Here is a 23,662-nt window from a genome sequence, read left to right on the forward strand (position 1 = left end):
GGGTGAGGTCGTCGAGCCGCACCGTCTCGGGCCGCGCCGACTCGAGGTAGGCGGACACGCGCGGATCGACGGGGAAGCGCGCCGACCGCTCGATCGCGATGGCGACGATCCCGGCGGACGTCGGATCGGTCGTCACCCGGTCGCCGATGTAGGGCACGTAGACGCCCGAGGACATGCCCTGCGCGAGGACCAGACCGCCGTCGAGGCCGCGCTCGCGCAGCACGTCGGCCACCCGCGCGATCCCGGTCGGCCGCTCCTGGGCGATCCCCGCCGAGGTGGCGATCGCGATCACGAGGGAAACGGCCAGCAGCACCGCGCCGACGCCGCGGGCGAGGGGTGCGGGCAGCACGATCCCGCCGCGCAGCGCCTCCGCGATGCCGATGCCCGCCAGCGCGCAGAGGAGCCACGCCCACGCCGCGTAGTAGTGCGGCAGCGCGACCGAGCTGATCGCCAGGTGGAACACGAGGAGGAGCAGCGTCGCGGCGCCCAGGTAGAGCACCAGCGCGCGGCGCCGCGGAGCGAGCAGGGCCAGCAGGGTCCCGAGGAGCAGCACGGCGAGCGCCGCCGGCCCGATGCCGACGAGCATGAACCAGAGGTTCGCCCACCACGGAGGGAAGACGTACGCGGTCCCGGCGACCTCGATCAGGTGGCCGTCGGCGTTGTGCTCGGACTGGAACTCGAGCAGGTACCGGATCGCCTCGACCGGGTGCACCGGCAGGTAGGCGAGCACCCCGGTGACGACGAACGCGACGGAGAGGGCGAGGCCGCCCCGCAGAGCCCGGGCCCTGCTCCCCGACCACAGCAGCGGCAGCAGGAGCACGGGCGCGAGGACCGCGGTGGTCAGCTTCGAGGTGACCGACAGCGCCAGCAGCGCACCGGCCAGTGCGATCAGCCAGCCGCTCCGCCTGCCCGGCGAGGCGCGCGACCAGGTCCACGCCGCCGCCATCGCCGCGACGGCGAAGAGCACCATGAACGGCTCCAGGAGCGCGAGGCGGTCGATCCGGGTGCCGGCGCCCACGGCGGTGCGCGGGAGGAGGAGGAACAGGCCGGCCGGGACGAGCGCGAGGGTCGGGCCGAGCTCGCGCCGGAACCAGAGCCAGAGCACCAGCCCGGTGAGGAACGCGGCCGCGCCGGCGGCGATCCTGCCCGCGAGCAGCCCCTCGCCGAGCAGCACCTGCGCGAGCCCGATCAGGTACTTCGCCGTCGGCGGATGCTCGAGGTTCGCGCTCACGTCGCCGTGCAGGTAGTCCCACCCCGCGGCGAGGTACACGGGCTCGTCCGACGAGATGTTCGCCGCTCCGAGGTTCCCGAAGCACTGGTAGAGCCCCCACAGCACGGTCCCGATCAGAGCCGCCCGCTTCACCCGCCCGATCCTAGGCGCCGGTGCCCGCACCGCTCCACCGGAGCGCCCGGGCCGCGGCGACCGCGGCGGGTAGGATCGACGCGCATCCCGTCCCCCTCCCCTGGAGCCTCCAGCACATGGCAGACAGCCGCACCGCCGTTCCCGACACCACTGCGAACGCGGAGGCGACGCCCGAGCGGGAGCAGCCCTACGCGGCCCTCGGACTCAAGCCCGACGAGTACGCGAGCATCCGCGAGATCCTCGGCCGCCGCCCCACGAGCGGCGAGCTCGCGATGTACTCGGTCATGTGGAGCGAGCACTGCTCCTACAAGTCGTCGAAGATGTACCTCCGCCAGTTCGGGCAGAAGGTCTCCCCCGCCATGAAGAAGAACCTCATGGTCGGCATGGGCGAGAACGCCGGAGTGGTCGACGTCGGCGAGGGCTGGGCCGTGACCTTCAAGATCGAGAGCCACAACCACCCGAGCTACATCGAGCCCTTCCAGGGTGCGGCGACGGGGGTCGGCGGCATCGTCCGCGACATCATCTCGATGGGCGCCCGGCCGGTCGCGGTCATGGACGCGCTGCGCTTCGGGGCGATCGACGACCCCGACACCGCACGCGTGGTGCACGGCGTCGTCGCCGGCATCTCCTTCTACGGCAACTGCCTCGGCCTACCGAACATCGGCGGCGAGACCTACTTCGACTCGGTCTACCAGGGCAACCCGCTCGTCAACGCGCTGGCCGTCGGCGTCCTCCGCCACGAGGACCTGCACCTCGCGAACGCCCGCGGCGTCGGCAACAAGGTCGTGCTCTTCGGGGCGCGCACCGGAGGCGACGGCATCGGCGGCGCGTCGATCCTCGCCTCCGACACCTTCGCCGACGGCGGACCGACGAAGCGCCCCGCGGTGCAGGTCGGCGACCCGTTCGCCGAGAAGGTGCTCATCGAGTGCTGCCTCGAGCTGTTCCGCAAGGACCTCGTCGAGGGCATCCAGGACCTGGGCGCCGCGGGCATCTCGTGCGCCACCTCGGAGCTGGCCTCCAACGGCGACGGCGGCATGTTCATCGAGCTCGACTCGGTGCTGCTGCGCGACCCCTCGCTCACGGCGGAGGAGATCCTCATGTCGGAGTCGCAGGAGCGGATGATGGCCGTCGTCACGCCCGAGAAGCTCGACGCGTTCCTCGAGGTCGTCGGCAAGTGGGACGTCGAGACCAGCGTGCTCGGCGAGGTCACCGACTCCGGCCGCCTCATCATCAACTGGCACGGCGAGGAGATCGTCAACGTCGACCCGCGCACCGTCGCGGTCGACGGCCCGGTCTACGAGCGCCCGATCGAGTACCCCTCCTGGCTCGACGCGCTGCAGGCCGACTCCTCCTCCCGACTGCCCCGCTCGACCGGCGGCGACGCGCTGCGCGCCGAGACCCTGGCGCTCCTGGGCTCGGCGAACCTCGCCGACAAGAGCTGGATCACCTCGCAGTACGACCGCTACGTGCTCGGCAACACCGCGCTCAGCTATCCCGACGACGGCGGCATGGTCCGCGTCGACGAGGAGTCGGGCCTCGGCTTCGCGGTCGCGACCGACGCGAACGGGCGCTGGTGCCAGCTCGACCCGGCGCAGGGCGCCCGCCTGGCGCTGGCGGAGGCGTTCCGCAATGTCGCCGTCACCGGGGCGACCCCGGTCGCCGTCTCGGACTGCCTCAACTTCGGCAGCCCCGAGAACCCCGAGGTGATGTGGCAGTTCCGCGAGGCCGTGGGCGCGCTCGCCGACGCCTGCTTCGAGCTCGAGATCCCCGTCACCGGCGGCAACGTCTCGTTCTACAACCAGACCGGCGACGTGCCGATCTTCCCGACCCCGGTCGTCGGCGTCCTCGGCGTGATCGATGACGTCGCGCGCCGCATCCCCTCCGGCTGGCAGGACGAGGGCGACAACCTCTACCTCCTCGGCACCACCCGCGACGAGCTCGACGGCTCCGCGTGGGCCGGCACGATCCACGACCACCTCGGCGGGCTGCCCCCGCAGCTCGACCTGGCCGCCGAGCGCGCGCTGGCCGAGCTGATCTCGGCAGGCGCGAAGGAGTCGCTCATCGCCTCCGCTCACGACCTCGCCGACGGCGGGCTCGTGGTGGCGCTGGCCGAGTCGGCGCTGCGCTTCGGCGTCGGGGCGCGCATCTGGCTCGACGAGCTGATGGAGCGCGACGGCGTCGACGCGACGGCCGCGCTGTTCTCGGAGTCGACCGGCCGCGTGCTCGTGTCGGTGCCGCGCGAGGACGACGTGAAGTTCCGCGGGCTCTGCGAGGGCCGGGGCTACCCGGTGCTGCGCATCGGCGTGACCGACGCGGCGACCCCCGCGGTCGAGGTGCAGGGCCTCTTCACGCTGCCGCTGGACGAGCTGCGCTCGGTGAACGGCGCCGTGCTGCCGCGCCACTTCGGCTGAGCCTCCGGGCGATCCGAGTCCGCAGGAGTCGCGGTGGTCGAGCTGGACCACCGCGACTTCTGCGGTACCGGCTCCGCTCCGGAGTTCCGTGATTACGGAATGTTTGCAATAGTGGAGGCATGACCTCCTCCCGAGACCTCGCCGGCGAGGTCGACGAGCTCCGAGCGCGGCTGGACCGCCTCGAGCGCGCCGACACCCCCGCCGCGCCCGCCGCCGACGATCCGCTCTGGGCCCTGACCGCTCTCCGCGAGCGCCTGCCCTCTCCCGGCGGAGTCGTCTTCGCCGGCTCGGTCGCCACTCCGGCCGGCCCCGTCGAGTGGCAGTACGGCCTCAGCACCGACGCGTTCTTCGAGCGCGACTGGGGAGCGAGCCCCGGGCCGACCGCGCTCGCCGCGCTGGGCAGCCCCGTGCGCCTGCGGTTCCTGCAGGCGGTGGCCGGCGGAGTCGAGACCGTCGCCCAGCTCGCCGAGAGCGAGGGCGCGGGCACCACCGGGCAGATCTACCACCACGTCAACCAGCTGGTCGCCGCCGGCTGGCTGGAGGCGCGCGGCCGCGGCCGCTACGGCGTTCCGCCGGAGCGCCTCGTCCCCCTGCTCGTGATCCTGCTCGCCTCCGGAGGACCCCGATGACCCGCCGCCGCCTCGCCCTCGCCGCCGCCTCCGCCGCGGCCGTCGTCCTGCTCGGCGGAGTGCTGCTCCGCCCCTCCGCTCCCACCCTCTCGACCGAGGCGACGGGCGACGCCGAGATCGCCGGGTGGCTCCGGACCGACGTCGGAGACGGGGCGCGGAACCACCTCGTCGCCGCCGTGGTCACGCCCGACGGCGTGCGCTACGGCGGACTCGGAGCCGACGAGCGGACCGAGGTCGAGATCGGATCGGTCACGAAGACGATGACCGCGCTCCTCCTCGCCCGGAGCGCCGCCGAGGGGACGGTCGGGCTCGAGGACCCCGCCGCGGAGCACGCCGACATCGGCGGCTTCACCGGGACGCTCGAGGAGCTGGCGACCCACCGCTCCGGCCTGCCGCGCCTCCCCACCGGTGTCGGCGACCTCGCCTCGACGCTCGTCGCCCAGCTGCGCGGCACGGACCCCTACGCGGGCTGGTCGGCCGACGACGTCCTCCGGCAGGCCGCCGAGGCGGACCAGGGCGAGCACGTGCACGCCTACTCGAACCTCGGTGCGGCGGTCCTGGGCCAGACGCTCGCCCGCGCCGAGGGCCGCGACTACGCCGACCTCCTCCGCGAGCGCGTCCTCGATCCGCTCGGGATGACCGCGACCTCCGTCCCGGAGACCGCGGACGCCCTCCCCGCCGACGCGCCGACCGGCTTCTCGGCGAGCGGGCGGTCCGTCGACGCGTGGACGATGGCGGGTTACGCACCGGCGGGCGGCGTCCGCTCCACGGCGGAGGACATGGCCCGCTACGCGCAGGCCCTCCTCACCGACGATCCCGCGCTGGGGGTGCCCGCGGCGAGCGTCCTGGATCCCCGGTTCGACGCCGACGGGGCGCGGATCGGCCTCGGCTGGTTCACCTCGGAGTCGGAGGACGGCGGATCCGTCACCTGGCACAACGGAGGGACCTCCGGCTACTCGACGATGCTCGCGATGGACCGCCAGCGCGGCGTGGCCGTGTTCGTCAACGGGGACACGGCGAGCTCGGTCGACGAGCTCGGCCTGCGCCTGCTGGAGCGTGCCGGGGAGGAGTCGTGATGATCGCCTCGATCCTCGTCCTGCTCGTCGTCGCGTTCACCGTCGGCCGCTTCGCCCTGGGGAGTATCCCCCGGCGCCGGGCGGCCGGGTTCCTCGACCGCGACCGCGTCCGGACGCTCGCCCGCGGCGTCGAGGCCGTCGCCGTGCTGCTGCTCGGGCGGGCGCTCGTCGACTGGTCGGCGCTGACGCTGCTCCCCTGGGCCGTGCTGGTGGCTCTCACCGCGGCCGGGGCGGCCGGCGCCGTGCTGCGCTGGGACGGGCTGCCGTGGTTCGAGGACCCGGCGCGCCGCCGCTCGCGGACGACCGGCCTCGCGGCGACCGTCGCCGTGTCGGCGGTCCTGATCGGCGTCCTGGGCTGAGCGCCGCGCACGTGCCGTCGGATCCGCGCCTTCCGCGGTGGTCGCGTGCTGCTGCGAGGCGGGAGGAGTGGCGGCGGGCGCGGGCGGAAGCGGCGTCAGCCGGTCTGCGCGGGGAGGTCGTCGGGCTCGGCGTTGTCGAGGACGCGGCCGTTCTGGTCGCCGACGCTCAGGACGGTCGTCGGGCGGAGGTTGAGGGTGTCGCCGCCGTAGAGGCTGTCGAGGTCGACGCCGTCGCGGCGCACCGAGTTCAGCGCGGAGAGGTAGTCGGAGCTGATGCAGAACCGGTCCGCGATCCGCTCGCTGATGTCGCCCGCTGCCACCAGGTAGGAGGCCGGGGCGCCGTCGGAGGCGGTGCTCGCCGTCCCGGTCGCGCCGACGCGGGTGCCGCGGTCGCGCACGCGCTCGAGGTCGACGCCGTCGAGCGTCCCCTCGTCGAGCGCCTGGACGACGCACTCGCCCGAGACGTCCTCGACGGGTGCGGGAGTGGTCGAGACGCTCGGCACCGGCCGCGGCGTGGACTCGGCTCCGGCGGCGGGCGGTGCGGTCGAGGCGGTCGGCTCGGCGGGTGCGGCGGCGGGGCTCGTCGCCTCCGCCGTGCAGCCGGCGAGCAGGACCACGGCGGAGAGGGCGATCACGAGGCGCTGCGTCGTCCGGACCATTCCGCGACTCTAACCCGGCACCCGGGCGGCCGGGCGCCACCGCGCCCAGCGGGCTGCGGGCGATCCGGTCGAGGCCGCTGGACCCGGCCGACGCGCAGGCCCGAGGCGGGGCTCGGGCGGCCCCTGGACGGCGCGCCCCCGATTGACCTCCCCCGTCGATCGCACCCATGCCGAGCACCTGTTGGACACGCGGCCCGAACCGGAGTCGACTGGGACCATGCAGTACACGCACCTCGGTCGCACCGGCCTGTCCGTCTCCCGCACCGTCCTCGGCACCATGAACTTCGGCATGCAGACCGAGGAGTCCGACTCGTTCGCGATCATGGACCGCGCGCACGAGCTCGGCGTCAACTTCTTCGACACCGCCAACGTCTACGGAGGCGAGGCCGGCCGCGGCGCCACCGAGGAGATCGTGGGCCGCTGGTTCGCGCAGGGCGGCGAGCGCCGCGAGCGCACCGTCCTCGCGACCAAGGTCTTCGGCGACATGGGCGAGTTCGCCGCTCCCGGAGCCGAGCGCGGCCGCGACTCCTGGCCCAACGGCGGCCGCCTCTCGGCGCTCACCCTGCGCCGCGCGCTCGACGAGAGCCTCCGCCGCCTGCAGACGGACCACATCGACCTCTACCAGTTCCACCACGTCGACCGGACGACTCCCTGGGACGAGATCTGGCAGGCGATGGAGGTCGCCGTCCAGCAGGGCAAGGTCCTCTACGTCGGCTCCAGCAACTTCGCCGGCTGGCACCTCGCCCAGGCGCAGGAGGCGGCGCGCGCCCGCCACTTCACCGGCCTCGCCTCCGAGCAGTCGATCTACAACCTGCTTGTCCGCGACGTCGAGCGCGAGGTCCTGCCCGCCGCGCTGCACTACGGGCTCGGCGTCATCCCCTGGTCGCCGCTGCAGGGCGGGCTGCTGGGCGGCGTCCTCGAGAAGACCGCGGAGGGCGGGCGCCGCTCCTCCGAGCGCACCCTCGCCGCGATCGAGGAGCACCGTCCCGCGCTGGAGCAGTGGGAGGCGTTCGCCCGCGAGCGCGGCGAGGCGCCCGGCGAGCTGGCGCTGGCGTGGCTCCTCCACCAGCCCGCCGTCACCGGTCCGATCACCGGGCCGCGGACGCTCGAGCAGCTCGAGAGCGCCGTCGCCGCCGTCGACATCACCCTCGACGCCGAGGCCCTCGCGCGCCTCGACGAGATCTTCCCCGGTCACCGGACAGCCCCCGAGGACTACGCCTGGTGACCACCCACCCCACTGCGAAGGAGCATTCATGAAGCAGCGCACTCTCGGCGACCTCCAGGTCGGCGCGATCGGACTCGGCGGCATGCCGATGTCGATCGAGGGCCGCCCGGACCGCGAGCGCTCGATCGCCACGATCCACGCCGCCCTCGACGCCGGCGTGACCCTGATCGACACGGCCGACGCCTACCACCTCGCCACCCAGGACGACCTCGGCCACAACGAGCTGCTGATCGCGGAGGCGCTGCGCAGCTACGGCGGCGACACCTCCGCCGTGCTCGTCGCCACCAAGGGCGGCCACCTGCGCCGCGAGCCCGGCCCCTGGGATCAGGACGGCCGCCCCGAGTACCTCAAGGAGGCGGCTCGCGCGTCCGCGAAGCGCCTCGGCGTCGACGCGATCGGCCTCTACCAGTACCACCGGCCCGACCCGGCGGTCCCCTACGCCGACTCGATCGGAGCGCTGGCCGAGCTGCTCGACGAGGGCGTCGTCCTCCGCGCGGGCATCTCGAACGCCGACCCGGACCAGATCCGCGAGGCGCACGGCATCCTCGGCGAGCGCCTGGTCTCGGTGCAGAACCAGTTCTCGCCGTCGTTCCGCTCCAGCGAGCCGGAGCTCGAGCTCTGCGCCGAGCTGGGACTGGCGTTCCTGCCGTGGAGCCCGCTCGGCGGCATCTCCTCGGCGGGCGAGCTCGGCTCGCGCTACTCCGCGTTCGCGGCGATCGCCGAGGCCCGCGGCGTGACGCCGCAGGTCGTCTGCCTCGCCTGGGAGCTGGCGAAGGCCCGGGTCGTGCTGCCGATCCCGGGCGCCTCCCGCCCCGAGAGCATCCGCGACTCCGCCACGGCGGCCGACCTGGAGCTCACGGCCGAAGAGCTGGCCTCGCTCGACTGAGCCCGTTCATGACGGAGGAGGGATCCGGTCGAGGCACCGGTCCGACGCGGATCGCGGGATCTCGGTGCTGGTCCCTCCTCCGTTGCGAGCGCGTTCCGACTCAGACCGCGTCCTGCAGCGGCTGCGGGAGGGCCGAGACGAACGCGCGGGCCGCGGCGCTCGGCCGTTCCGGCACCGCCACCATCGTCCGCCACACCAGGAGCGGATCGGCGAGCGCCACCGCCCGCAGCCCGGCCGGGCGCTTCTCGGCGAAGTGCGCCGGCACGACCGCGATCCCCATGCCGTACTCGACCAGGTCGAGCAGCGTGTGCACGTCGTTCACCTCGAGCTCGACCTCGAACGCGAGGCTGTGCGCCGCGAACGCCCGCGCCGCGAGGTGACTCGCCGCCCAGTGCTCCTGCAGCCCCACGATCGTCTCGCCCGCCAGGTCCGGGATGCGGCAGCCGACGCGGCTCGCGAGCGGGTGACCCGGGCGCACGAGCACCGCGAAGCCCTCGCTCGCCAGCGGCATCGTCCGCACGCCGCCCGGCACGGCTCCGATGTCGGCGACCAGCGCCAGGTCGAGGCGGCCGGCGGCGACGGAGTCGAGCAGCGTGCCGGACCCCTCGTGGATCAGCCGGAGCGCGACTCCCGGGTGCTGCTCGCGGAAGGTCGCGAGCTCGCGCGGCAGGTGCACGCCGCCGAGGCACTCCTCCGTGCCGACCGCGAGGCTCCCGCGGAGCACCCCCTGCACGGCGAGAACCGCGTCACGGGCGGCGAGCGCGCTGGCGACCGAGCGCTCCGACTCCGCGAGCATCGCCCGACCGGCCGGCGTCAGCTCGACCCGGCGCGTGCTGCGGGTGAAGAGGGGGCTGCCCAGCTCGCTCTCGAGCGCGCGGATCGACGCCGAGAGGCCCGACTGCGAGATCTGCAGAGCGCTCGCGGCGCGGGTGAAGTGCTGCTCCTTCGCGACGGCGAGGAAGTGTTCGAGCTGTCGCAGTTCCATGGGTCCATCCTCGTCGCGCGGGCGGAGGAGCGGGGACCGGACCCGGCACTCCCCAGCGGCCGCTCGGCCGCCGGGTGCGGAGCCGGCCGGCGGGTACGGCGGCCGCCGTCGCGAGAGCCGGCCCGGCTCAGGCGTCGGCGGACGAGATCGCGAGGACGATCGCCGTCAGCGTCGCCCGGAGGCGCTCGAGCGACTCGGGCTCCGACTCGTCCTCGAGGATCGACTGCTTGACCGCGTCGTCGTAGCCCGCCACCAGCAGGCGCACGGCGGTCGTCGGCTCGAGGGAGAACTCGCGGCGCACCTGGCGCAGCGCCCCGTGCACGATCTGCACGAGCGAGGCGTCGAAGCCGGCGCGGAAGTCGCGGTACTGCGGAGCGATCCGGGGGTCGCGGAGCGCGAGCAGCTCGAACTCCGACTCGACCACGCACCAGCGGCGGTTGTCGGTGGCAGGACCCTGGAGGAAGTCGAGGATGACCACGGCCAGCGTCTCGGCCGTCAGCGGCTCGTCGGCCGAGACGACGCGCGGGATCGTGCGGTCCATCTGCTCGACGAGGGCGGTCACCCGGGCGCCGTTCTCCCGCTCCATGAGCGCGAAGAACAGCTCCTCCTTACTGGAGAAGTTGGAGTAGAAGGCGCCGCGCGAGAACCCGGCGCGCTCGCAGATCTGCTCGACGGACGCGCTGTGCACGCCGGTCTCGGCGAAGACGTCGTAGGCCGCGTCGAGCAGGCGCTCGCGGGTGCGGCCGCGGCGGGAGGTCTCGGGAGGGGTGGAGTCGATCGCCGTCATCACCAGCCTCCTGCCCGCCCTGTCAACACCTTCGACGCCGTTCACCTTATCCGATACATTCACGTATCGAATACGGTCCTGTATCGGATACGCTCGTGTATCGGAGCCCGGCTCCGCCCTGGTACAGAGACGTATCGCCACCCTCCCCACCCATCGTCAGGAGACCGCGTGTCGTCGCTGCTCTACCGTCTCGGTCGTCGCGTGTACCGCGCCCACCGCCTCGTCGCCGTCCTGTGGCTGCTGATCGTGGTGGCGGGCGGAGGAGGGGCGCTGCTGCTCAACCAGGGCACCGACAACACGTTCTCCATCCCGGGCACGCAGTCGCAGACCGCCCTCGACCAGCTCGAGCGCACCTTCCCCCAGGTCAGCGGCACGTCCGCGCGGTACGTGGTCGTCGCGCCCGACGGAGGCAGCGTCCAGGACGCCGACGTGAAGGGCCCCGTCAGTGACGCGGTCGCCGCGCTCGGCGACGTCGACGAGGTCGCGGCCGTCACGGACCCCTACTCCGACAGCGTCTCCGGCACGATCTCCGACGCCGGGAACGCCCTCGTCATCACCGCCCAGATGGACGGCTCCGCCACCACCACGAGCCCCGAGAGCCGCGACGCGCTGAAGGCCGAGGCGACGACCCTCCAGGACGCGCTGCCCGCCGGCTCCGTGGTCTCGCTCGGCGGCGACCTCTTCGCCCAGAACCTCCCCGGCGTGACCATCACGGAGGCGATCGGCCTCGTGGTCGCCCTCGTCGTCCTCGTGCTCACCTTCGGCTCGTTCCTGGCCGCCGGCATGCCGCTGGTCACCGCGCTGCTCGGCGTCGCCCTCTCGATGTCGGCCATCTTCATCGCCACCCGCTTCGCCTCGATCTCCTCGACCACGCCGCTCCTGGCGCTGATGCTGGGCCTGGCGGTCGGCATCGACTACGCCCTCTTCATCATCAGCCGCCACCAGGACCAGCTGAAGCAGGGCATGGACCCGGAGGAGTCGACCGCGCGGGCGACCGCGACCGCGGGCTCCGCCGTCGTCTTCGCGGGCCTGACCGTGATCATCGCGCTCGTCGGCCTCTCGGTCGCGGGCATCCCGTTCCTCACCACGATGGGCGTCGCGGCGGCGGGCGGAGTCGCGATCGCCGTGGTCATCGCGCTCACCCTGACCCCCGCCCTCCTCGGCTTCGCCGGCGCGCGGCTGCGCCCCAAGGAGCGCCGGGCCAAGAAGAAGGCCGCGAAGGCGGCGGCCACCGCGGGCACCCACGTCGACACCGAGGCGCACGAGGAGGCGGCGACCGCCTCCCCCGGCGGCCACGTGCACGCCGAGGTCCCGCGCGGGTTCTTCCGCGGCTGGGTCCGGGTCGTCACGCGCTTCCCGATCGTGACGATCATCGCGGTGATCGGCGTGCTCGGCGTCGCGAGCATCCCGGCGCTCAGCCTCCGCCTCGCTCTGCCCGACGCCGGCTACCAGGCCGAGGGCACTCCCGCGCGCACCACCTACGACCTGCTCGCCGAGAACTTCGGCGCCGGCTACAACGGCCCGCTCATCGTCACCGGCACGATCATCGGCTCGACCGATCCGCTCGGCCTGATGGACGACCTCAAGGGCGAGATCGAGAAGCTCGACGGAGTCGCCTCGGTGCCGCTCGCGACGCCCAACGAGACCGCCGACACCGGCATCATCCAGGTGATCCCCGAGGGCGGCCCCGACTCCGAGGCCACCAAGGCGCTGGTCGCCGAGATCCGCGACAAGCACGGCTACTTCCAGCAGGAGTACGGCGTCGACCTCGCGGTGACCGGCCAGACCGCGGTCGGGATCGACATCTCGGACACGCTCGCCAAAGCCCTCCTGCCGTTCGGCCTGCTCGTCGTGGGCCTGTCGCTGGTGCTGCTGACGATGGTGTTCCGCTCGCTCTGGGTGCCGATCAAGGCGACGCTGGGCTACCTGCTGTCGGTCGGCGCGTCCTTCGGCGCCGTGGCGGCGGTGTTCGAGTGGGGATGGTTCTCGGACGCTCTGCACGTCGACAAGACGGGCCCGATCATCAGCTTCATGCCGATCATCCTGATGGGCGTGCTCTTCGGCCTCGCGATGGACTACGAGGTGTTCCTCGTCTCGCGGATGCGCGAGGACTACGTGCACGGGAGGCCGGCGCGCGCCGCCGTCGAGTCGGGCTTCGTCGGCTCGGCCAAGGTGGTCACGGCCGCCGCGGTCATCATGTTCTCGGTCTTCGCCGCCTTCGTGCCGGAGGGGGACACCAACATCAAGCCGATCGCGCTCGGGCTCGCCGTGGGCGTCTTCGTCGACGCGTTCATCGTGCGGATGACGCTGGTGCCCGCCGTGCTCCACTTGCTCGGCGACCGCGCCTGGCACATGCCGCGCTGGCTCGACCGCGTCCTGCCGTCCTTCGACGTCGAGGGCGAGGGCCTCACGAAGGAGCTCGCGCTGGCCGACTGGCCGGAGCCCGGATCCACCGACGTGATCGCGGCCGAGGACCTCCGCCTCGACGGACCCGACGGTCCCGTCTACAGCGGCGTCTCGCTGCGGGTCGCTCCCGGCTCCTCCCTCGTGGTCCACGGGCCGCACCGCTCCGGCCGCACCGCGCTGCTGCTGAGCATCGCCGGCCGGCTCGCCCCCGACTCCGGCCGCCTGAAGGTCGCGGGCCTTGTCGTGCCGATCCGCTCCGCCGCCGTGCGCGGCCGGGTCGGGCTGGTGCGCCTCGCCGGAGCCGCCGACCCCGTCGCCGACGTCCGGTCGGCCCTGGAGTCGGCCCCGCCGATCCTGGTGCTCGACGACCTCGACACGGTCACCGACCCGCAGCTGCGCGGCGCGATCCGGGCCGAGCTCGACGCCGCCCGCACCGCCGACGACGCGTTCACCGTGGTCGCCTCCTCCGTCGACGCCGAGGCGCTCGACGACCTCCTCCCCTCCGACCGCGGCGTGCTCGCGGTCTCGCCCGCGGCCGAGCGCCGCGCGATCGCAAAGGTCCTCTGACAGATGGCTCTCCTCTCCCTCGAACGCCCCCGCGGCGTCAAGAAGGTGTCCTGGCTGACCCTTCTCGGGATCGTCCTGGTCCCCCTCGTCATCGGCGGCCTCCTGGTCTGGGCGCTGTGGAACCCGACCGAGCGCCTCGACACGATCACGGCCGCCGTGGTCAACGAGGACACCCCGGTCGAGATCAACGGGCAGACCGTGCCGCTCGGGCGCCAGCTCGCGGCCGGCCTGGTGACGGGCGGCACCGACTCCGCGAGCTCGGACGCCCCCTCCTCCACCCCCTCGGCGAGCGCGACGCCGTCCGCGAGCACGACCCCGGTGCCCAACGTCTCCGGCTCGGACTCGACGGGCAACTTCACCTGGGTCCTCACGGACAAGGACGACGCCGCGAAAGGCCTCGCCGACGGCAGCTACGCGACCGTCGTGACGATCCCCTCCTCCTTCTCCGCCGCCGCCACCTCGTACTCCGGCGACGCCGCGGAGGCGACGAAGGCGACCATCGACATCGCCACCAGCGAGAAGGCCAAGCTCGTCGACGACGCCATCTCGGCCACCGTGACCAGCACCGCCACCTCGCTGCTCAACACGCAGCTGACGACGGCCTACCTCGAGAACGTCTACGTCGGCTTCAACACCCTCAACGAGCAGATCGGCCAGGCGGCCGAGGGCGCGGGCACGCTCGCCGACGGCGCCGACCAGCTCGGCACCGGCGCCTCGACCCTCGCCGACGGCACGAGCAGCCTCGCCGACGGGATCGACGAGCTGGCCACCGGCGCCTCCTCGCTCTCGGACGGCGTCGGGCAGATCGGCACCGGAGCCTCGTCCCTCGCCGACGGCGTGGGGCAGCTGGGCACCGGGGCCTCCGATCTCTCCGGCGGAGTCGCGCAGCTGGCCACCGGTGCGCGCGGCCTCTCCGGCGGAGTGGGACAGCTCGCGACGGGCGCCCGCGACTCGGCGACCGGGGCGACCGCGCTGCAGGGCGGCGCCTCCGACCTGGCCGACGGGCTCGACCAGCTGAGGGAGGGAGTGGTGAGGACCGGCGACGGGACCCAGCAGGTCGCCGCCCTCAGCGCCGGCGCCGCCGCCGCCACCGCGGGGACCTTCGAGGCGCTCAGCGCCGCGCTCGAGGGCTGCGAGACGACGCAGTGCCTCGCCGCGCGCGCCGTCATCGCCTCGGCCGACGGACCGACCGGTGCGACCACCCTCGCCACGACGACCGCGGGAGCCGTCGCCGGGATCGACGCGGGCATCCGCCTCGGCGGCGACGGGCAGCCCTCGCTGATCGACGCGGTCGGGCAGTCCGCCACCGGCGCGCGCACTCTCTCGGGGGGCATCGGACAGCTGTCCGGCGGCCTGACGCAGCTCGCCGACGGCGCGGACGACGCCGCGGGCGGAGCGTCCCAGCTCGCCGACGGCCTCGACACCACGGCGGCCGGGTCGGCGCAGCTCGCGACCGGCGCCACCACCGCCGCGGCCGGCGCCCGCGACCTCGCGACCGGCGCGACCACCGCCGCGGGCGGCGCCGCCGACCTCGCCACGGGAGCCTCCTCCGCCGCCGACGGAGCCGACCAGCTCGCCGACGGCGCGAGCGGGGTCTCGGACGGCGCCGTGCAGCTCGCAGACGGCACCCGCACGCTCGCGAACGGCCTCGACGCCGCGGTCGCGCAGCTCCCGACCTACACCGAGTCGGAGTCGACGAACCTCGCCGACGTCGTCTCGGACCCGGTCGAGAACGCGAGCAGCGCGACCGACCTGTTCGGAGCCTCCAGCGTCCCGTTCTTCGCGACGATCGCCCTCTGGCTGGGCGCCCTCGCGACGTTCCTGGTGCTCGCGGCGTTCTCGCACCGCGCGCTCTCCTCGACCCGATCCTCCGCGGCGCTCGCCCTCTCCTCCTACGTGCCGGCGCTCGTGATCGGCGTGGTGCAGGGACTCGCGGTCGCGATCGTGATGAGTGGGGTCGCGGGCCTGGAGCCGGGCCGCTGGGTCGGCTTCGCCCTCCTGGCGATGCTCACCGGCGCCTCGTTCGCCGCGGTGAACCAGGGGCTGGTCGCCCTGCTCGGAGGGATCGGCCGCTTCCTCGCGATGGTCGCGGCGGTGATCGCGCTCGGCGCGGGCATCATCTCGACGGTCCCCGGGCTGTTCGACGACGTGCTCGGGTTCCTGCCGCTCTCGGCGGCGCAGAACGCGCTGTCCGGAGTGGTCGAGGGGACCGACGGCACGGCCGGCGCCGTCGTCGGCCTGGTGATCTGGCTGCTGTTCGGGCTGCTGCTCACCGTCGCCGCGATCGCCCGTCGCCGGGTCGTCTCGGTCCGCGCCCTGCACCGCACCGCGGAGGCGTAAGCCGCGCCTCGCGCCACTCCTCCCCCGAACCGGGGACGGGTGGCGCGAGGATCGCGCCACCGACGCGCCTCTCCGGGCGACCGGCCCCGGCCGGGGCTAGCCTGACGCGATGGAGTCGGAACCGATGGCGATCCGGACGCGACGGGTGTACGGCCCATCGGTCCTGCGGCGCCTCCGCGCCCTCCTCCTGCGGCTCCTCGGCGCCGGCCTCGCGGCCGTGCTCATCCCGTTCGCCGTCCTCGCGGACCGCCGTGGCGTCCTCGACGAGTCGGTGCTCGCGCTCGGGCTCCTCGCCCTCACCGTCGTCATCGGACTGGCCTCGGCGGTCTCGCTCTTCGTCGTCTCCCCCACCCGCGTGATGACGACCGAGACGCAGGTCGTGCTGATGCGCGGCCGCCGCCGCCGCGAGCAGTGGCCCCGCCGGTCGGTCCGCTTCCTCGAGTCAGCCGACGGCGACGGCTTCGTCGCCTGGTGCCGCGGCGACGGAGTCGAAGTGCGCTGCGCGCACTTCCGCCCGGAGGACCTCGCCGCCCTGCTCGCCGACCTCGGCGCCGCCGCCCGCGTCCGCGACGCCCTGCCGCCCGCTCTGGCCGGGCCCGCCTCGGCCGTCCGCTTCCGGCCGCACCGCGCCCCGCTCCAGCGCCGGGCGGTCGCCCTGGTCGTCGTCGCCACGGAGGCGTTCGCCGCCGGCGTCCTGGCCGTCGCCCTCGCGGGATCCCCGTCGGGCGACCGCGCCCAGATCGCGCTGGGGGCGGTCGTCGTGGCGCTCTCCCTCCCGCTCGGGCTGGTCGCCGCGCGGCTGGCGCTGCGGCCCGGGCTGCCGGGCTCGATCGTGGTGTCGGAGTCGGCCATCCAGATCGACGGGCTGATCTTCCCGCTCGAGGCCCTGCGCTCGGTGGTCGCCTCGAGCCCGACGGGGAGCCGGAGCCTCCGCCTGACCCTCACCGAGACGAACGGCCGCATCACGGAGGTCCCCCTCGGGCTGCGGGTGCCGACGCTGCGGCGCGACCAGCTCTTCCCCGACTACCCGCTGCTGCTCGGCGTGCTGCGCGAGCGCACGGCGGGGCTGCTGCGGATCGAGGGCTGAGGCTCAGTCCTCGGCGCCGTCGGCGATGCGCTGGTGGTGGTGGATGACCTCGGCGACGATGAACCCGAGGAACTTCTCGGCGAACGCCGGGTCGAGGTGCGACTCCTCGGCGAGCGCCCGCAGCCGCGCGATCTGGCGCGCCTCGCGCTCGAGGTCTGCGGCGGGCAGCCCGTGCGCGGCCTTCAGCCGGCCGACCTTCTGCGTGAACTTGAAGCGCTCGGCGAGCAGGTGGATCAGCGCCGCGTCGATGTTGTCGATGCTCTGACGGATCTGCACGAGCTCGGCCCGCGCCAGGGACTCCTCGTGCGACGGCTCCTCGTGCGACAGCTCCTCGGTCATGCCCCGACCCTAACGGACCGCCCCCGGACACGACGACGGCCCCTGCCCGGAGTCCGGGAGGGGCCGTCGAGAGGGCTCGGTCAGTCGACCAGGTTGATCTGCACGGGGATGTTGCCGCGGGTGGCGTTGGAGTACGGGCAGAGCTGGTGCGCCGCGTCGGCGACCTTCTGCGCGTCCTCGGAGCTCGCCTTCGGCACGTAGACGTCGAGCTCGACCGAGAGGCCGAAGCCGTCGGAGTCGTTCTTCCCGATCGAGACGCTGGCCGAGACGGCCGCGTCGGCCGTGTCGATCTTCAGCTGGCGACCGGCTCCGTGCAGGGCGCTGAGGAAGCAGGCGGAGTAGCCGGCCGCGAACAGCTGCTCGGGGTTGGTCCCCTCGCCGGAGCCGCCGAGCTCCTGCGGGGCGCGGGTGTCGAGGTCGAGACGGTCGTCCTCGGTGCGGACGTGGCCGTCGCGTCCTCCACCGGAGGCGTGGGCGATGGCGGTGTAGAGAGCATCCATCCCCCCATCCCACCACTCGGCCGCCGTGAGTCGGGTGAACGCGGGATGCACGTCCGTGCGTTCTCCCGGGAATCCCCCTCGGGAACGCTCCGGGGAGCGTCAAGCCCCTCCCCCTCGGCGCCCTCCGGGTGTGCGGTGGAGGGACACCGACCCCGACCGGCGCGAGCCGGAGAACGGACACGAGCATGCGAGCACTCACCTGGCAGGGCATCGAGAAGGTCTCGGTCGAGACCGTCCCCGACCCCCGCATCCAGCAGCCGACCGACGCGATCGTCCGGATCACCTCGACCGCGATCTGCGGCTCCGACCTGCACCTCTACCGCCTCCTCGGGCCCTACATCGACCGCGGGGACGTGCTCGGCCACGAGCCGATGGGCGTCGTCGAGGAGGTGGGCTCCGGAGTCGCCACCCTGAAGCCCGGCGACCGGGTCGTCGTGCCCTTCACCATCGCCTGCGGCGAGTGCTTCATGTGCCGCCGAGGGCTGCAGTCGCAGTGCGAGACGACGCAGGTCACCGAGTACGGCTCGGGAGCGGCGCTCTTCGGCTACACGAAGATGTACGGCCAGGTCCCCGGAGGGCAGGCCGAGCTGCTCCGCGTTCCGCTGGCCGACTACAACACGATCGTCGTCGGCACGGACCTGCCGGACGAGCGCTACCTCTTCCTCAGCGACATCGTGCCCACCGCCTGGCAGGGCGTGGAGTACGCGCAGGTGCCCGACGGCGGGACCCTGGTCGTCTTCGGACTCGGCCCGGTCGGTCAGTTCGCGGCGCGGATCGGCGCCCACCGCGGCTACCGCGTCCTCGCCGTGGAGCCCGTCGCCGAGCGGCGTGCGATGGCCGAGCGGTACGGCGTGGAGACGTTCGACCTGTCCGACGACATCGCCGCGCAGCTGCGCGACCTCACGGACGGGCGCGGTCCCGACTCCGTCGTCGACGCGGTCGGCATGGAGGCGCACGGCTCGCCGGTCGGCTCGTTCGCTCAGTCGATGGCGGGGCTCCTGCCCGACCCGATCGCCCGCAAGGCGATGGACACGGTCGGCGTCGATCGCCTCGCCGCGGTCCACGCGTCCCTCGACCTGGTCCGCCGCGGCGGCACCGTCTCGCTGAGCGGGGTCTACGGCGGAGAGGCCGACCCGATGCCGCTGAAGTCGATGTTCGACAAGCAGGTGACGGTGCGGATGGGCCAGTGCAACGTGAAGCGCTGGATCGACGACCTGCTGCCGCTGGTGGAGGACTCCTCCGATCCGCTCGGCGTGATGGACCTCGTGACCCACCGGGCGCCGCTCGAGGACGCTCCGGCCCTCTACGAGACCTTCCAGAAGAAGGAGGACGGCTGCATCAAGGTCGTCCTGCACCCCTAGCCGGGGAACAGCGAAGGCGGCGCCCCCCGAGGGGAGCGCCGCCTTCGCGGTACTGCCGAGACCTACTTGAAGACGTCCTTGACGTCCTCGCCGGCCTTCTTGGCCGAGGCCGCGGCCTGGTCCTTCTGGCCTTCGGCCTTCAGGCTGTCGTCGTTCTTGTGGTCGCCCAGGGCTTCCTTCGCCTTGCCGGCGATGTCCTGAGCGGCGTTCTTGATCTTGTCATCGAGCCCCATGGTGGTGCCTCCTTCGCTGATCGTTGGCACGACCGTAGGGCCGGGAACTGCCCGCTTCCTGGGAGCGGGAAGGGGCTTGCCCGGGCGCACGCTGGACTGCCATGATTCGCGCCCTCGACCGGTGCCGGCCGGTCGCGGGCGCGGGATCAGGTCGCCGGGGTGGCGGACTCGGACGGAGCGGACTGCGAGGGCGCGTTCGTGGGCGTCTGCGACGATCCGTCGTCGGCGCTGGTGGGCACCGCGCTCCCCGACTGGTTCGGCGTCTGGGCGTCGCCGGTGCAGCCGGCCAGCAGGCCGATCGTCAGGGCGGAGGCGCCGAGCGCCCCGAGGACCCGTGCGGCGCTCACTTGCCCGTCACCGCGTCCTGGACGGCCCCCACTGCCTTCTCGACGATGTTCGGCTTCGGGTCGGTGCCGTAGAGGCGCTCGTCGGGCTGCGTGGGCGGGGGCATCGGGACGTTGCCGCCGGGCTCGGCGACCCGGTAGCTGAACTCTCCCTTGCCGTCCGGGGTCGGGCCCGAGGCCCAGCTGCCCTCGGAGGCCGCCGCTCCGTCCGAGAAGTTGATGTACTCGTACGACACGGAGCGCTCCTCCTTCGAGATCGGGAAGTTCGAGGGCACGGGCAGGTCCTCCCGGCCCTCCGCGCGCAGCTCGGCGGCCGCCGCGATCCACTGGTTCTGGTGCATGGTGTCGCGGGCCAGGAGGAACGACAGGAGGTCGCGCACGCCGTGGTCGTCGGTCATGTGGTAGAGCCGCGCGACCTGGAGCCGGCCCTGCATCTCCGCGTTCGCGTTGGCGGTGAAGTCGGCCAGCAGGTTGCCGCTGGCGGTGATGTAGGAGCCCTGCCACGGGTTGCCCATGCTGTCGACGGGGCGCGCGCCGGCGCCGGCCACGATGGCGTGCTGCACGTCGGAGCCGCCGATGACCGCCGCGAGCACGGGGTCCTTCTTCATCGCGTCCTCGGACTGCTCGACCGGGGCCTTCTCGAGCAGCTGGGCGATCATCACGGCGATCATCTCGACGTGGCCGAACTCCTCGGCGCCGATGCCGAAGAGCAGGTCCCGGTACTTGCCCGGGTCGTGGGCGTTCCAGGCCTGGAAGCCGTACTGCATCGCCACGGTGATCTCGCCGTACTGGCCGCCGAGCACCTCCTGGAAGCGGCGGGCGAAGACCGCGTCGGGCTTCGAGGGCGTGGACGTGAACTGGAGTTCCTGACGGTGGAAGAACATGACTGGTTGCCTTTCCGGGGTAGCCGGGCGGATCCGGGTGCGGACGGCCGATGTCTGTCCTCTCGACGGTAGGGAGCCCTGTTCGCGGGTCAGAAGGGGCTTGACGCGGTGGCGGAGCAGTCGATCCACGGGCCCTCGGGACCCGCCCTCGTGGGCGCGGGATGCTAGCCCCAACAGGGGGTCAGCCGCTATGCCCTTCCCGGTACTCGAGGGCCCGAACAGACTGGCGACGCCGGCACGCTTTCATTCCCCACTCGATCCTGGAAGGGACAGACGATGTCGAACATCGATCCCGCTTCACCTCCGTTCGGAGACGGCGCCGCGAACTTCGGCGCGACCGAGACCCCCATCGACAGCGGGGCGCACGTCGCCTCCACGGACACCTCCTCCGGCTCCTCCTCGGGCGGCACGGCCGACTCCGCGAAGGAGAAGGCGAGCGCCGCGGCGGGCACCGCCAAGGACCAGGCCGGCGCCGTCGCCGGCGACGCCAAGCAGGCCGCGAGCGAGGTGCTCTCGACCGGCAAGGACGAGGCCGCCAACGTGGTCCAGGAGGCCAAGGTCCAGGTCAAGGACCTCTACGACCAGAGCCGCACCCAGCTCACCGAGCAGGCCCACGCCCAGAAGGAGAACGCCGCCAAGGGCGCCCGCGCCTTCAGCGACGACCTGACCGCGCTGGCCAACGGCGAGGGCGGCAGCGACAACGCGGCGGCGAAGCTCGTCTCCCAGGCGGCCACCCGCGTGCAGGGTGTGGCCTCGTGGCTCGAGAACCGCGACCCGTCCGAGCTCCTCGACGACGTCCGCGCGTTCGCCCGCCGCCGCCCGGGTGCCTTCATCCTCATCGCCGCGGCGACGGGACTCGTCGGCGGACGCCTCATCCGCGCCCTCACCGCCGAGGCGAAGGACGAGAAGGAGGCGACGAGCACCCGCACCGACGGGCCCGAGTTCGACGCCCCCGCCTCGACCACCGCGTACTCCGACGCCTCCGCGTACGACGCGCCCGTCGCGTCCGCCTACGGCACCGTCGGCTCGAGCTCCCTCGAGCGCGACTACGCGCCGACCGAGCCCGTCGCCGACCCGCTCGACGGCGGCTTCCCGAACGGCGGCCGGCTGTGACCGACCCGACGGGCGTCCACCGCTCGACGGAGACGCCCGACCAGCGGGCCGGGTCGACGTCGCTGGGCGATCTGCTCGGCGAGGTGTCCCGCGACCTCTCCACCCTGATCCGCCAGGAGATGGCCCTCGCCAAGGCCGAGCTCAAGGAGTCCGCCGGGAAGGCGGGCAAGGGAGCGGGCCTCCTCGGCGGGGCGGGCTACGCCGCGCTGATGGCCGTGCTCTTCCTCTCGATCGCCCTCTGGTGGGGCCTGGGCACTCTGATCGGCAACGGCTGGTCCGGAGTGGTCGTGGCCGTCGTCTGGGCGATCGTGGCCGCGATCCTCTACGCGGTGGGCCGCAAGAGCCTGAAGCAGGTCGACGGCGCTCCCGAGACGATCGACTCCCTCAAGAAGATTCCCGACACCCTCAAGCCGAACGGGGCAGGACGATGACGTACGACGCAGGACAGAACAAGACACCCGAGGAGATCCGGGCGGACATCGAGCGCACGCGCCTCGAGCTGGGCGGGGACGTCGACGCGCTGGCCGAGAAGGTCAGCCCGTCCGCCATCGCGCAGCGTCAGACCGACAAGGTCAAGTCGGCCGTGGGCTCCGTCCGCGACCGCGTGATGGGCTCGGCGCACGACGCCTCCGACTCGCTCTCGAGCGGTGCGGGCTCGGCGAAGGCCAAGGCCGAGGGCAACCCGTTCGCCGTGGGGCTCATCGCCCTCGGCGCCGGACTCCTCGTCGCCTCGCTCATCCCCGCCTCCAGCAAGGAGAAGGAGGCGGCGAGCCGCGTCAAGGAGCAGGCCCAGCCGGTCGTCGACAAGGTGACCGACGCGGCCAAGGAGGCGGCGAGCGAGCTCCGCGAGCCCGCGCAGCAGGCCTTCGCCTCCGTCAAGGAGACCGCGACCGACGCCGCGCAGAACGTCAAGGAGGCGGGCACCTCCGCCACCGACGACGTGAAGGACTCGGCCCGCGAGGCCAAGCACGCCGTCCAGGAGGACGTGCAGCACTGATCCGTCGGCGCTGACAGGGCGGTGGGCCTCCGGGCCCGCCGCCCTGCGTCGTGCCGCCGGGAATACACCGCCGCCCGCGCTCCTTGCCCTCCGTATGCGATCGATCGTCTACTCCCGCACCGGTGACTCCTCCGTCCTCTCCCTCGTCGACCGGGAGGAGCGGGCGCCGGGCGCCGGCGAGGTCCGCGTCCGCGTCCTGGCGTCGGGCGTGAATCCCACCGACTGGAAGGCGCGCGCCGACGGCGACCTCGCGTTCGACGAGGTCGTGCCGAACCAGGACGGCGCCGGTGTCGTCGAGGCGCTGGGCGAGGGCGTCGAGGGCCTGGCCGTCGGCGACCGGGTCTGGATGTACCTCTCCGCGCACCGCCGCCCCACCGGCACCGCGCAGGAGTCGGCGGTGCTCGCCGCCGAGCACGTCGTGCGCCTGCCCGAGGGTGTCGGCACCGACGTCGCCGCGAGCCTCGGCGTCCCCGCGATGACCGCCCACCGCGCCCTCACCGTGCACGAGCACGGCCCCTCCCGCCTCGCGCCCGGTGCCCTCGCCGGCCGCACCGTCCTGGTCCAGGGCGGCGCCGGAGCCGTCGGGCACGCCGCGATCCAGCTCGCGGTCTGGGCCGGGGCGACCGTCATCGCGACGGTGAGCAGCGACTCCAAGGAGCGGCTCGCCCGCGCGGCCGGCGCGCAGCACGTGCTGCAGTACCCGGACGACGCGCTCGCCGACCGGATTCGCGAGCTCGCCCCCGAGGGCGTCCAGCACGTGGTCGAGGTCGCCCCGGCTCAGAACGCCGCGCTCGACGTCGAGGTGCTCGCCAACCACGGCAGCATCGGGTACTACGCGAACAACAACGGCGACGAGTTCACCGTGCCGATCGTCGCGAGCTTCGCGAAGAACGCCCGGTGGCAGGGCCTGCTGCTCTACACCGTGGGCGAGGAGGCGCTGCAGGCCGCGGCCGAGGACATCACCGCGGCGCTCGTCGACGGCGCGCTCCCGGTGGGCGAGGAGGCGGGCCTCCCGCTGACCTGGTTCCCGCTCGAGGAGACCGCGGCCGCCCACGACGCGGTCGAGGAGGGCGCGACGGGCAAGGTGCTCATCCGCGTCGCCGACTGACCG

Annotated in this window: 23 protein-coding genes; 14 read left to right on the forward strand and 9 right to left on the reverse strand. The window is 73.4% G+C overall.

Annotated features, from left to right (window positions below):
* Window positions 1–1,363, reverse strand: a 1,363-nt coding sequence (locus tag C5C27_RS05050; protein WP_146079604.1) for a glycosyltransferase family 39 protein, incomplete at its 3' end; no start/stop codon positions are given.
* Between the two features lie 116 nt (window positions 1,364–1,479).
* Here C5C27_RS05050 and purL point away from each other — a divergent pair.
* The 4 genes from purL (at window position 1,480) to C5C27_RS05070 (ending at window position 5,838) form a co-directional block, all read left to right on the forward strand.
* Window positions 1,480–3,774, forward strand: a complete 2,295-nt coding sequence (gene purL, locus C5C27_RS05055) for a phosphoribosylformylglycinamidine synthase subunit PurL (RefSeq protein ID WP_104239451.1) — start codon at window positions 1,480–1,482, stop codon at window positions 3,772–3,774.
* 119 nt (window positions 3,775–3,893) lie between these two features.
* Complete coding sequence (locus C5C27_RS05060; protein ID WP_104222749.1) at window positions 3,894–4,403, forward strand: helix-turn-helix transcriptional regulator; 510 nt, start codon at window positions 3,894–3,896, stop codon at window positions 4,401–4,403.
* A complete protein-coding gene (locus C5C27_RS05065) occupies window positions 4,400–5,479 on the forward strand; it encodes a serine hydrolase (RefSeq protein WP_104313797.1) in 1,080 nt (359 codons plus the stop codon). The genes C5C27_RS05060 and C5C27_RS05065 overlap by 4 nt, the downstream gene beginning before the upstream one ends.
* Window positions 5,479–5,838 (forward strand): hypothetical protein, encoded by a 360-nt coding sequence (locus tag C5C27_RS05070; RefSeq protein ID WP_104234265.1) that lies wholly within the window; start codon window positions 5,479–5,481, stop codon window positions 5,836–5,838. Before C5C27_RS05065 ends, C5C27_RS05070 begins: the two co-directional genes overlap by 1 nt.
* A gap of 95 nt (window positions 5,839–5,933) precedes the next feature.
* Here C5C27_RS05070 and C5C27_RS05075 read toward each other — a convergent pair whose 3' ends face one another.
* Entirely contained in the window at window positions 5,934–6,497 is a 564-nt protein-coding gene (locus tag C5C27_RS05075; protein WP_104239447.1) for a hypothetical protein, read from the reverse strand.
* A gap of 217 nt (window positions 6,498–6,714) precedes the next feature.
* Between C5C27_RS05075 and C5C27_RS05085 the strand changes: the two genes are divergently transcribed.
* Together C5C27_RS05085 and C5C27_RS05090 are read left to right on the forward strand one after the other, a co-directional pair.
* The gene (locus tag C5C27_RS05085; protein WP_104222753.1) at window positions 6,715–7,722 is read left to right on the forward strand and encodes an aldo/keto reductase; all 1,008 of its coding nucleotides are present in this window, start codon (window positions 6,715–6,717) and stop codon (window positions 7,720–7,722) included.
* A 28-nt stretch (window positions 7,723–7,750) separates the two neighbouring features.
* Window positions 7,751–8,608: an aldo/keto reductase gene (locus C5C27_RS05090; protein WP_104313800.1), complete on the forward strand. Its 858-nt coding sequence runs from the start codon at window positions 7,751–7,753 to the stop codon at window positions 8,606–8,608.
* A gap of 100 nt (window positions 8,609–8,708) precedes the next feature.
* Here C5C27_RS05090 and C5C27_RS05095 read toward each other — a convergent pair whose 3' ends face one another.
* Window positions 8,709–9,593: a LysR family transcriptional regulator gene (locus C5C27_RS05095; RefSeq protein ID WP_104313801.1), complete on the reverse strand. Its 885-nt coding sequence runs from the start codon at window positions 9,591–9,593 to the stop codon at window positions 8,709–8,711.
* Window positions 9,594–9,720: 127 nt separating this feature from the next.
* Window positions 9,721–10,380: a TetR/AcrR family transcriptional regulator gene (locus C5C27_RS05100; protein WP_104288365.1), complete on the reverse strand. Its 660-nt coding sequence runs from the start codon at window positions 10,378–10,380 to the stop codon at window positions 9,721–9,723.
* A 168-nt stretch (window positions 10,381–10,548) separates the two neighbouring features.
* On the opposite strand from C5C27_RS05100, the gene C5C27_RS05105 reads away from it, so the two are divergent.
* From C5C27_RS05105 to C5C27_RS05115, 3 genes are all read left to right on the forward strand, one after another.
* Window positions 10,549–13,353: an MMPL family transporter gene (locus C5C27_RS05105; protein ID WP_104313802.1), complete on the forward strand. Its 2,805-nt coding sequence runs from the start codon at window positions 10,549–10,551 to the stop codon at window positions 13,351–13,353.
* 3 nt (window positions 13,354–13,356) lie between these two features.
* Window positions 13,357–15,693, forward strand: a complete 2,337-nt coding sequence (locus C5C27_RS05110) for a YhgE/Pip domain-containing protein (protein ID WP_104313803.1) — start codon at window positions 13,357–13,359, stop codon at window positions 15,691–15,693.
* Window positions 15,694–15,802: 109 nt separating this feature from the next.
* Window positions 15,803–16,780, forward strand: a complete 978-nt coding sequence (locus tag C5C27_RS05115) for a hypothetical protein (RefSeq protein WP_146079605.1) — start codon at window positions 15,803–15,805, stop codon at window positions 16,778–16,780.
* 3 nt (window positions 16,781–16,783) lie between these two features.
* Here the strand turns inward: C5C27_RS05115 and C5C27_RS05120 are convergent, their stop codons facing one another.
* Window positions 16,784–17,119 (reverse strand): chorismate mutase, encoded by a 336-nt coding sequence (locus tag C5C27_RS05120; protein WP_104222760.1) that lies wholly within the window; start codon window positions 17,117–17,119, stop codon window positions 16,784–16,786.
* A gap of 80 nt (window positions 17,120–17,199) precedes the next feature.
* Complete coding sequence (locus tag C5C27_RS05125) at window positions 17,200–17,619, reverse strand: organic hydroperoxide resistance protein (RefSeq protein WP_104239332.1); 420 nt, start codon at window positions 17,617–17,619, stop codon at window positions 17,200–17,202.
* Between the two features lie 185 nt (window positions 17,620–17,804).
* On the opposite strand from C5C27_RS05125, the gene C5C27_RS05130 reads away from it, so the two are divergent.
* Window positions 17,805–18,980: a zinc-dependent alcohol dehydrogenase gene (locus C5C27_RS05130; protein WP_104313804.1), complete on the forward strand. Its 1,176-nt coding sequence runs from the start codon at window positions 17,805–17,807 to the stop codon at window positions 18,978–18,980.
* A 62-nt stretch (window positions 18,981–19,042) separates the two neighbouring features.
* Here the strand turns inward: C5C27_RS05130 and C5C27_RS05135 are convergent, their stop codons facing one another.
* The 3 genes from C5C27_RS05135 to C5C27_RS05145 all read right to left on the reverse strand — a co-directional run bounded on the left by C5C27_RS05135 (window position 19,043) and on the right by C5C27_RS05145 (window position 20,441).
* Window positions 19,043–19,213: a CsbD family protein gene (locus C5C27_RS05135; RefSeq protein WP_104222763.1), complete on the reverse strand. Its 171-nt coding sequence runs from the start codon at window positions 19,211–19,213 to the stop codon at window positions 19,043–19,045.
* A 146-nt stretch (window positions 19,214–19,359) separates the two neighbouring features.
* On the reverse strand, window positions 19,360–19,560 hold the full coding sequence (locus tag C5C27_RS05140) for a hypothetical protein (RefSeq protein ID WP_104239330.1): 201 nt from the start codon (window positions 19,558–19,560) through the stop codon (window positions 19,360–19,362).
* Window positions 19,557–20,441: a manganese catalase family protein gene (locus C5C27_RS05145; protein ID WP_104313805.1), complete on the reverse strand. Its 885-nt coding sequence runs from the start codon at window positions 20,439–20,441 to the stop codon at window positions 19,557–19,559. Before C5C27_RS05145 ends, C5C27_RS05140 begins: the two co-directional genes overlap by 4 nt.
* Before the next feature lie 276 nt (window positions 20,442–20,717).
* Between C5C27_RS05145 and C5C27_RS18500 the strand changes: the two genes are divergently transcribed.
* From C5C27_RS18500 to C5C27_RS05165, 4 genes are all read left to right on the forward strand, one after another.
* Entirely contained in the window at window positions 20,718–21,554 is an 837-nt protein-coding gene (locus C5C27_RS18500) for a hypothetical protein (RefSeq protein ID WP_104225698.1), read from the forward strand.
* A complete protein-coding gene (locus C5C27_RS18505; RefSeq protein ID WP_104239328.1) occupies window positions 21,551–21,985 on the forward strand; it encodes a phage holin family protein in 435 nt (144 codons plus the stop codon). Before C5C27_RS18500 ends, C5C27_RS18505 begins: the two co-directional genes overlap by 4 nt.
* Window positions 21,982–22,551 (forward strand): DUF3618 domain-containing protein, encoded by a 570-nt coding sequence (locus C5C27_RS05160; protein WP_104222768.1) that lies wholly within the window; start codon window positions 21,982–21,984, stop codon window positions 22,549–22,551. Before C5C27_RS18505 ends, C5C27_RS05160 begins: the two co-directional genes overlap by 4 nt.
* 94 nt (window positions 22,552–22,645) lie before the next feature.
* Window positions 22,646–23,659 (forward strand): NADPH:quinone reductase, encoded by a 1,014-nt coding sequence (locus tag C5C27_RS05165; RefSeq protein WP_104313806.1) that lies wholly within the window; start codon window positions 22,646–22,648, stop codon window positions 23,657–23,659.
* Window positions 23,660–23,662 lie beyond the last annotated feature (3 nt).

This window comes from Rathayibacter sp. AY2B7 (genome assembly GCF_002931635.1).
In the GTDB taxonomy this organism is placed as follows: Bacteria; Actinomycetota; Actinomycetes; order Actinomycetales; family Microbacteriaceae; genus Rathayibacter.

What these genes read in the sequence shown, in the direction of transcription:
- C5C27_RS05130 (WP_104313804.1), top strand. Translation starts at nt 17,805, where the DNA reads ATGCGAGCACTCACCTGGCAGGGCATCGAGAAGGTCTCGGTCGAGACC.
- C5C27_RS05115 (WP_146079605.1), top strand. Translation starts at nt 15,803, where the DNA reads ATGGAGTCGGAACCGATGGCGATCCGGACGCGACGGGTGTACGGCCCA.
- C5C27_RS05160 (WP_104222768.1), top strand. Translation starts at nt 21,982, where the DNA reads ATGACGTACGACGCAGGACAGAACAAGACACCCGAGGAGATCCGGGCG.
- C5C27_RS05085 (WP_104222753.1), top strand. Translation starts at nt 6,715, where the DNA reads ATGCAGTACACGCACCTCGGTCGCACCGGCCTGTCCGTCTCCCGCACC.
- C5C27_RS18500 (WP_104225698.1), top strand. Translation starts at nt 20,718, where the DNA reads ATGTCGAACATCGATCCCGCTTCACCTCCGTTCGGAGACGGCGCCGCG.
- C5C27_RS05060 (WP_104222749.1), top strand. Translation starts at nt 3,894, where the DNA reads ATGACCTCCTCCCGAGACCTCGCCGGCGAGGTCGACGAGCTCCGAGCG.
- C5C27_RS05090 (WP_104313800.1), top strand. Translation starts at nt 7,751, where the DNA reads ATGAAGCAGCGCACTCTCGGCGACCTCCAGGTCGGCGCGATCGGACTC.
- C5C27_RS05070 (WP_104234265.1), top strand. Translation starts at nt 5,479, where the DNA reads ATGATCGCCTCGATCCTCGTCCTGCTCGTCGTCGCGTTCACCGTCGGC.
- C5C27_RS05125 (WP_104239332.1), bottom strand. Translation starts at nt 17,619, where the DNA reads ATGGATGCTCTCTACACCGCCATCGCCCACGCCTCCGGTGGAGGACGC.
- purL (WP_104239451.1), top strand. Translation starts at nt 1,480, where the DNA reads ATGGCAGACAGCCGCACCGCCGTTCCCGACACCACTGCGAACGCGGAG.
- C5C27_RS05075 (WP_104239447.1), bottom strand. Translation starts at nt 6,497, where the DNA reads ATGGTCCGGACGACGCAGCGCCTCGTGATCGCCCTCTCCGCCGTGGTC.
- C5C27_RS05120 (WP_104222760.1), bottom strand. Translation starts at nt 17,119, where the DNA reads ATGACCGAGGAGCTGTCGCACGAGGAGCCGTCGCACGAGGAGTCCCTG.
- C5C27_RS05165 (WP_104313806.1), top strand. Translation starts at nt 22,646, where the DNA reads ATGCGATCGATCGTCTACTCCCGCACCGGTGACTCCTCCGTCCTCTCC.
- C5C27_RS05100 (WP_104288365.1), bottom strand. Translation starts at nt 10,380, where the DNA reads ATGACGGCGATCGACTCCACCCCTCCCGAGACCTCCCGCCGCGGCCGC.
- C5C27_RS05110 (WP_104313803.1), top strand. Translation starts at nt 13,357, where the DNA reads ATGGCTCTCCTCTCCCTCGAACGCCCCCGCGGCGTCAAGAAGGTGTCC.
- C5C27_RS05145 (WP_104313805.1), bottom strand. Translation starts at nt 20,441, where the DNA reads ATGTTCTTCCACCGTCAGGAACTCCAGTTCACGTCCACGCCCTCGAAG.
- C5C27_RS05095 (WP_104313801.1), bottom strand. Translation starts at nt 9,593, where the DNA reads ATGGAACTGCGACAGCTCGAACACTTCCTCGCCGTCGCGAAGGAGCAG.
- C5C27_RS05135 (WP_104222763.1), bottom strand. Translation starts at nt 19,213, where the DNA reads ATGGGGCTCGATGACAAGATCAAGAACGCCGCTCAGGACATCGCCGGC.
- C5C27_RS05065 (WP_104313797.1), top strand. Translation starts at nt 4,400, where the DNA reads ATGACCCGCCGCCGCCTCGCCCTCGCCGCCGCCTCCGCCGCGGCCGTC.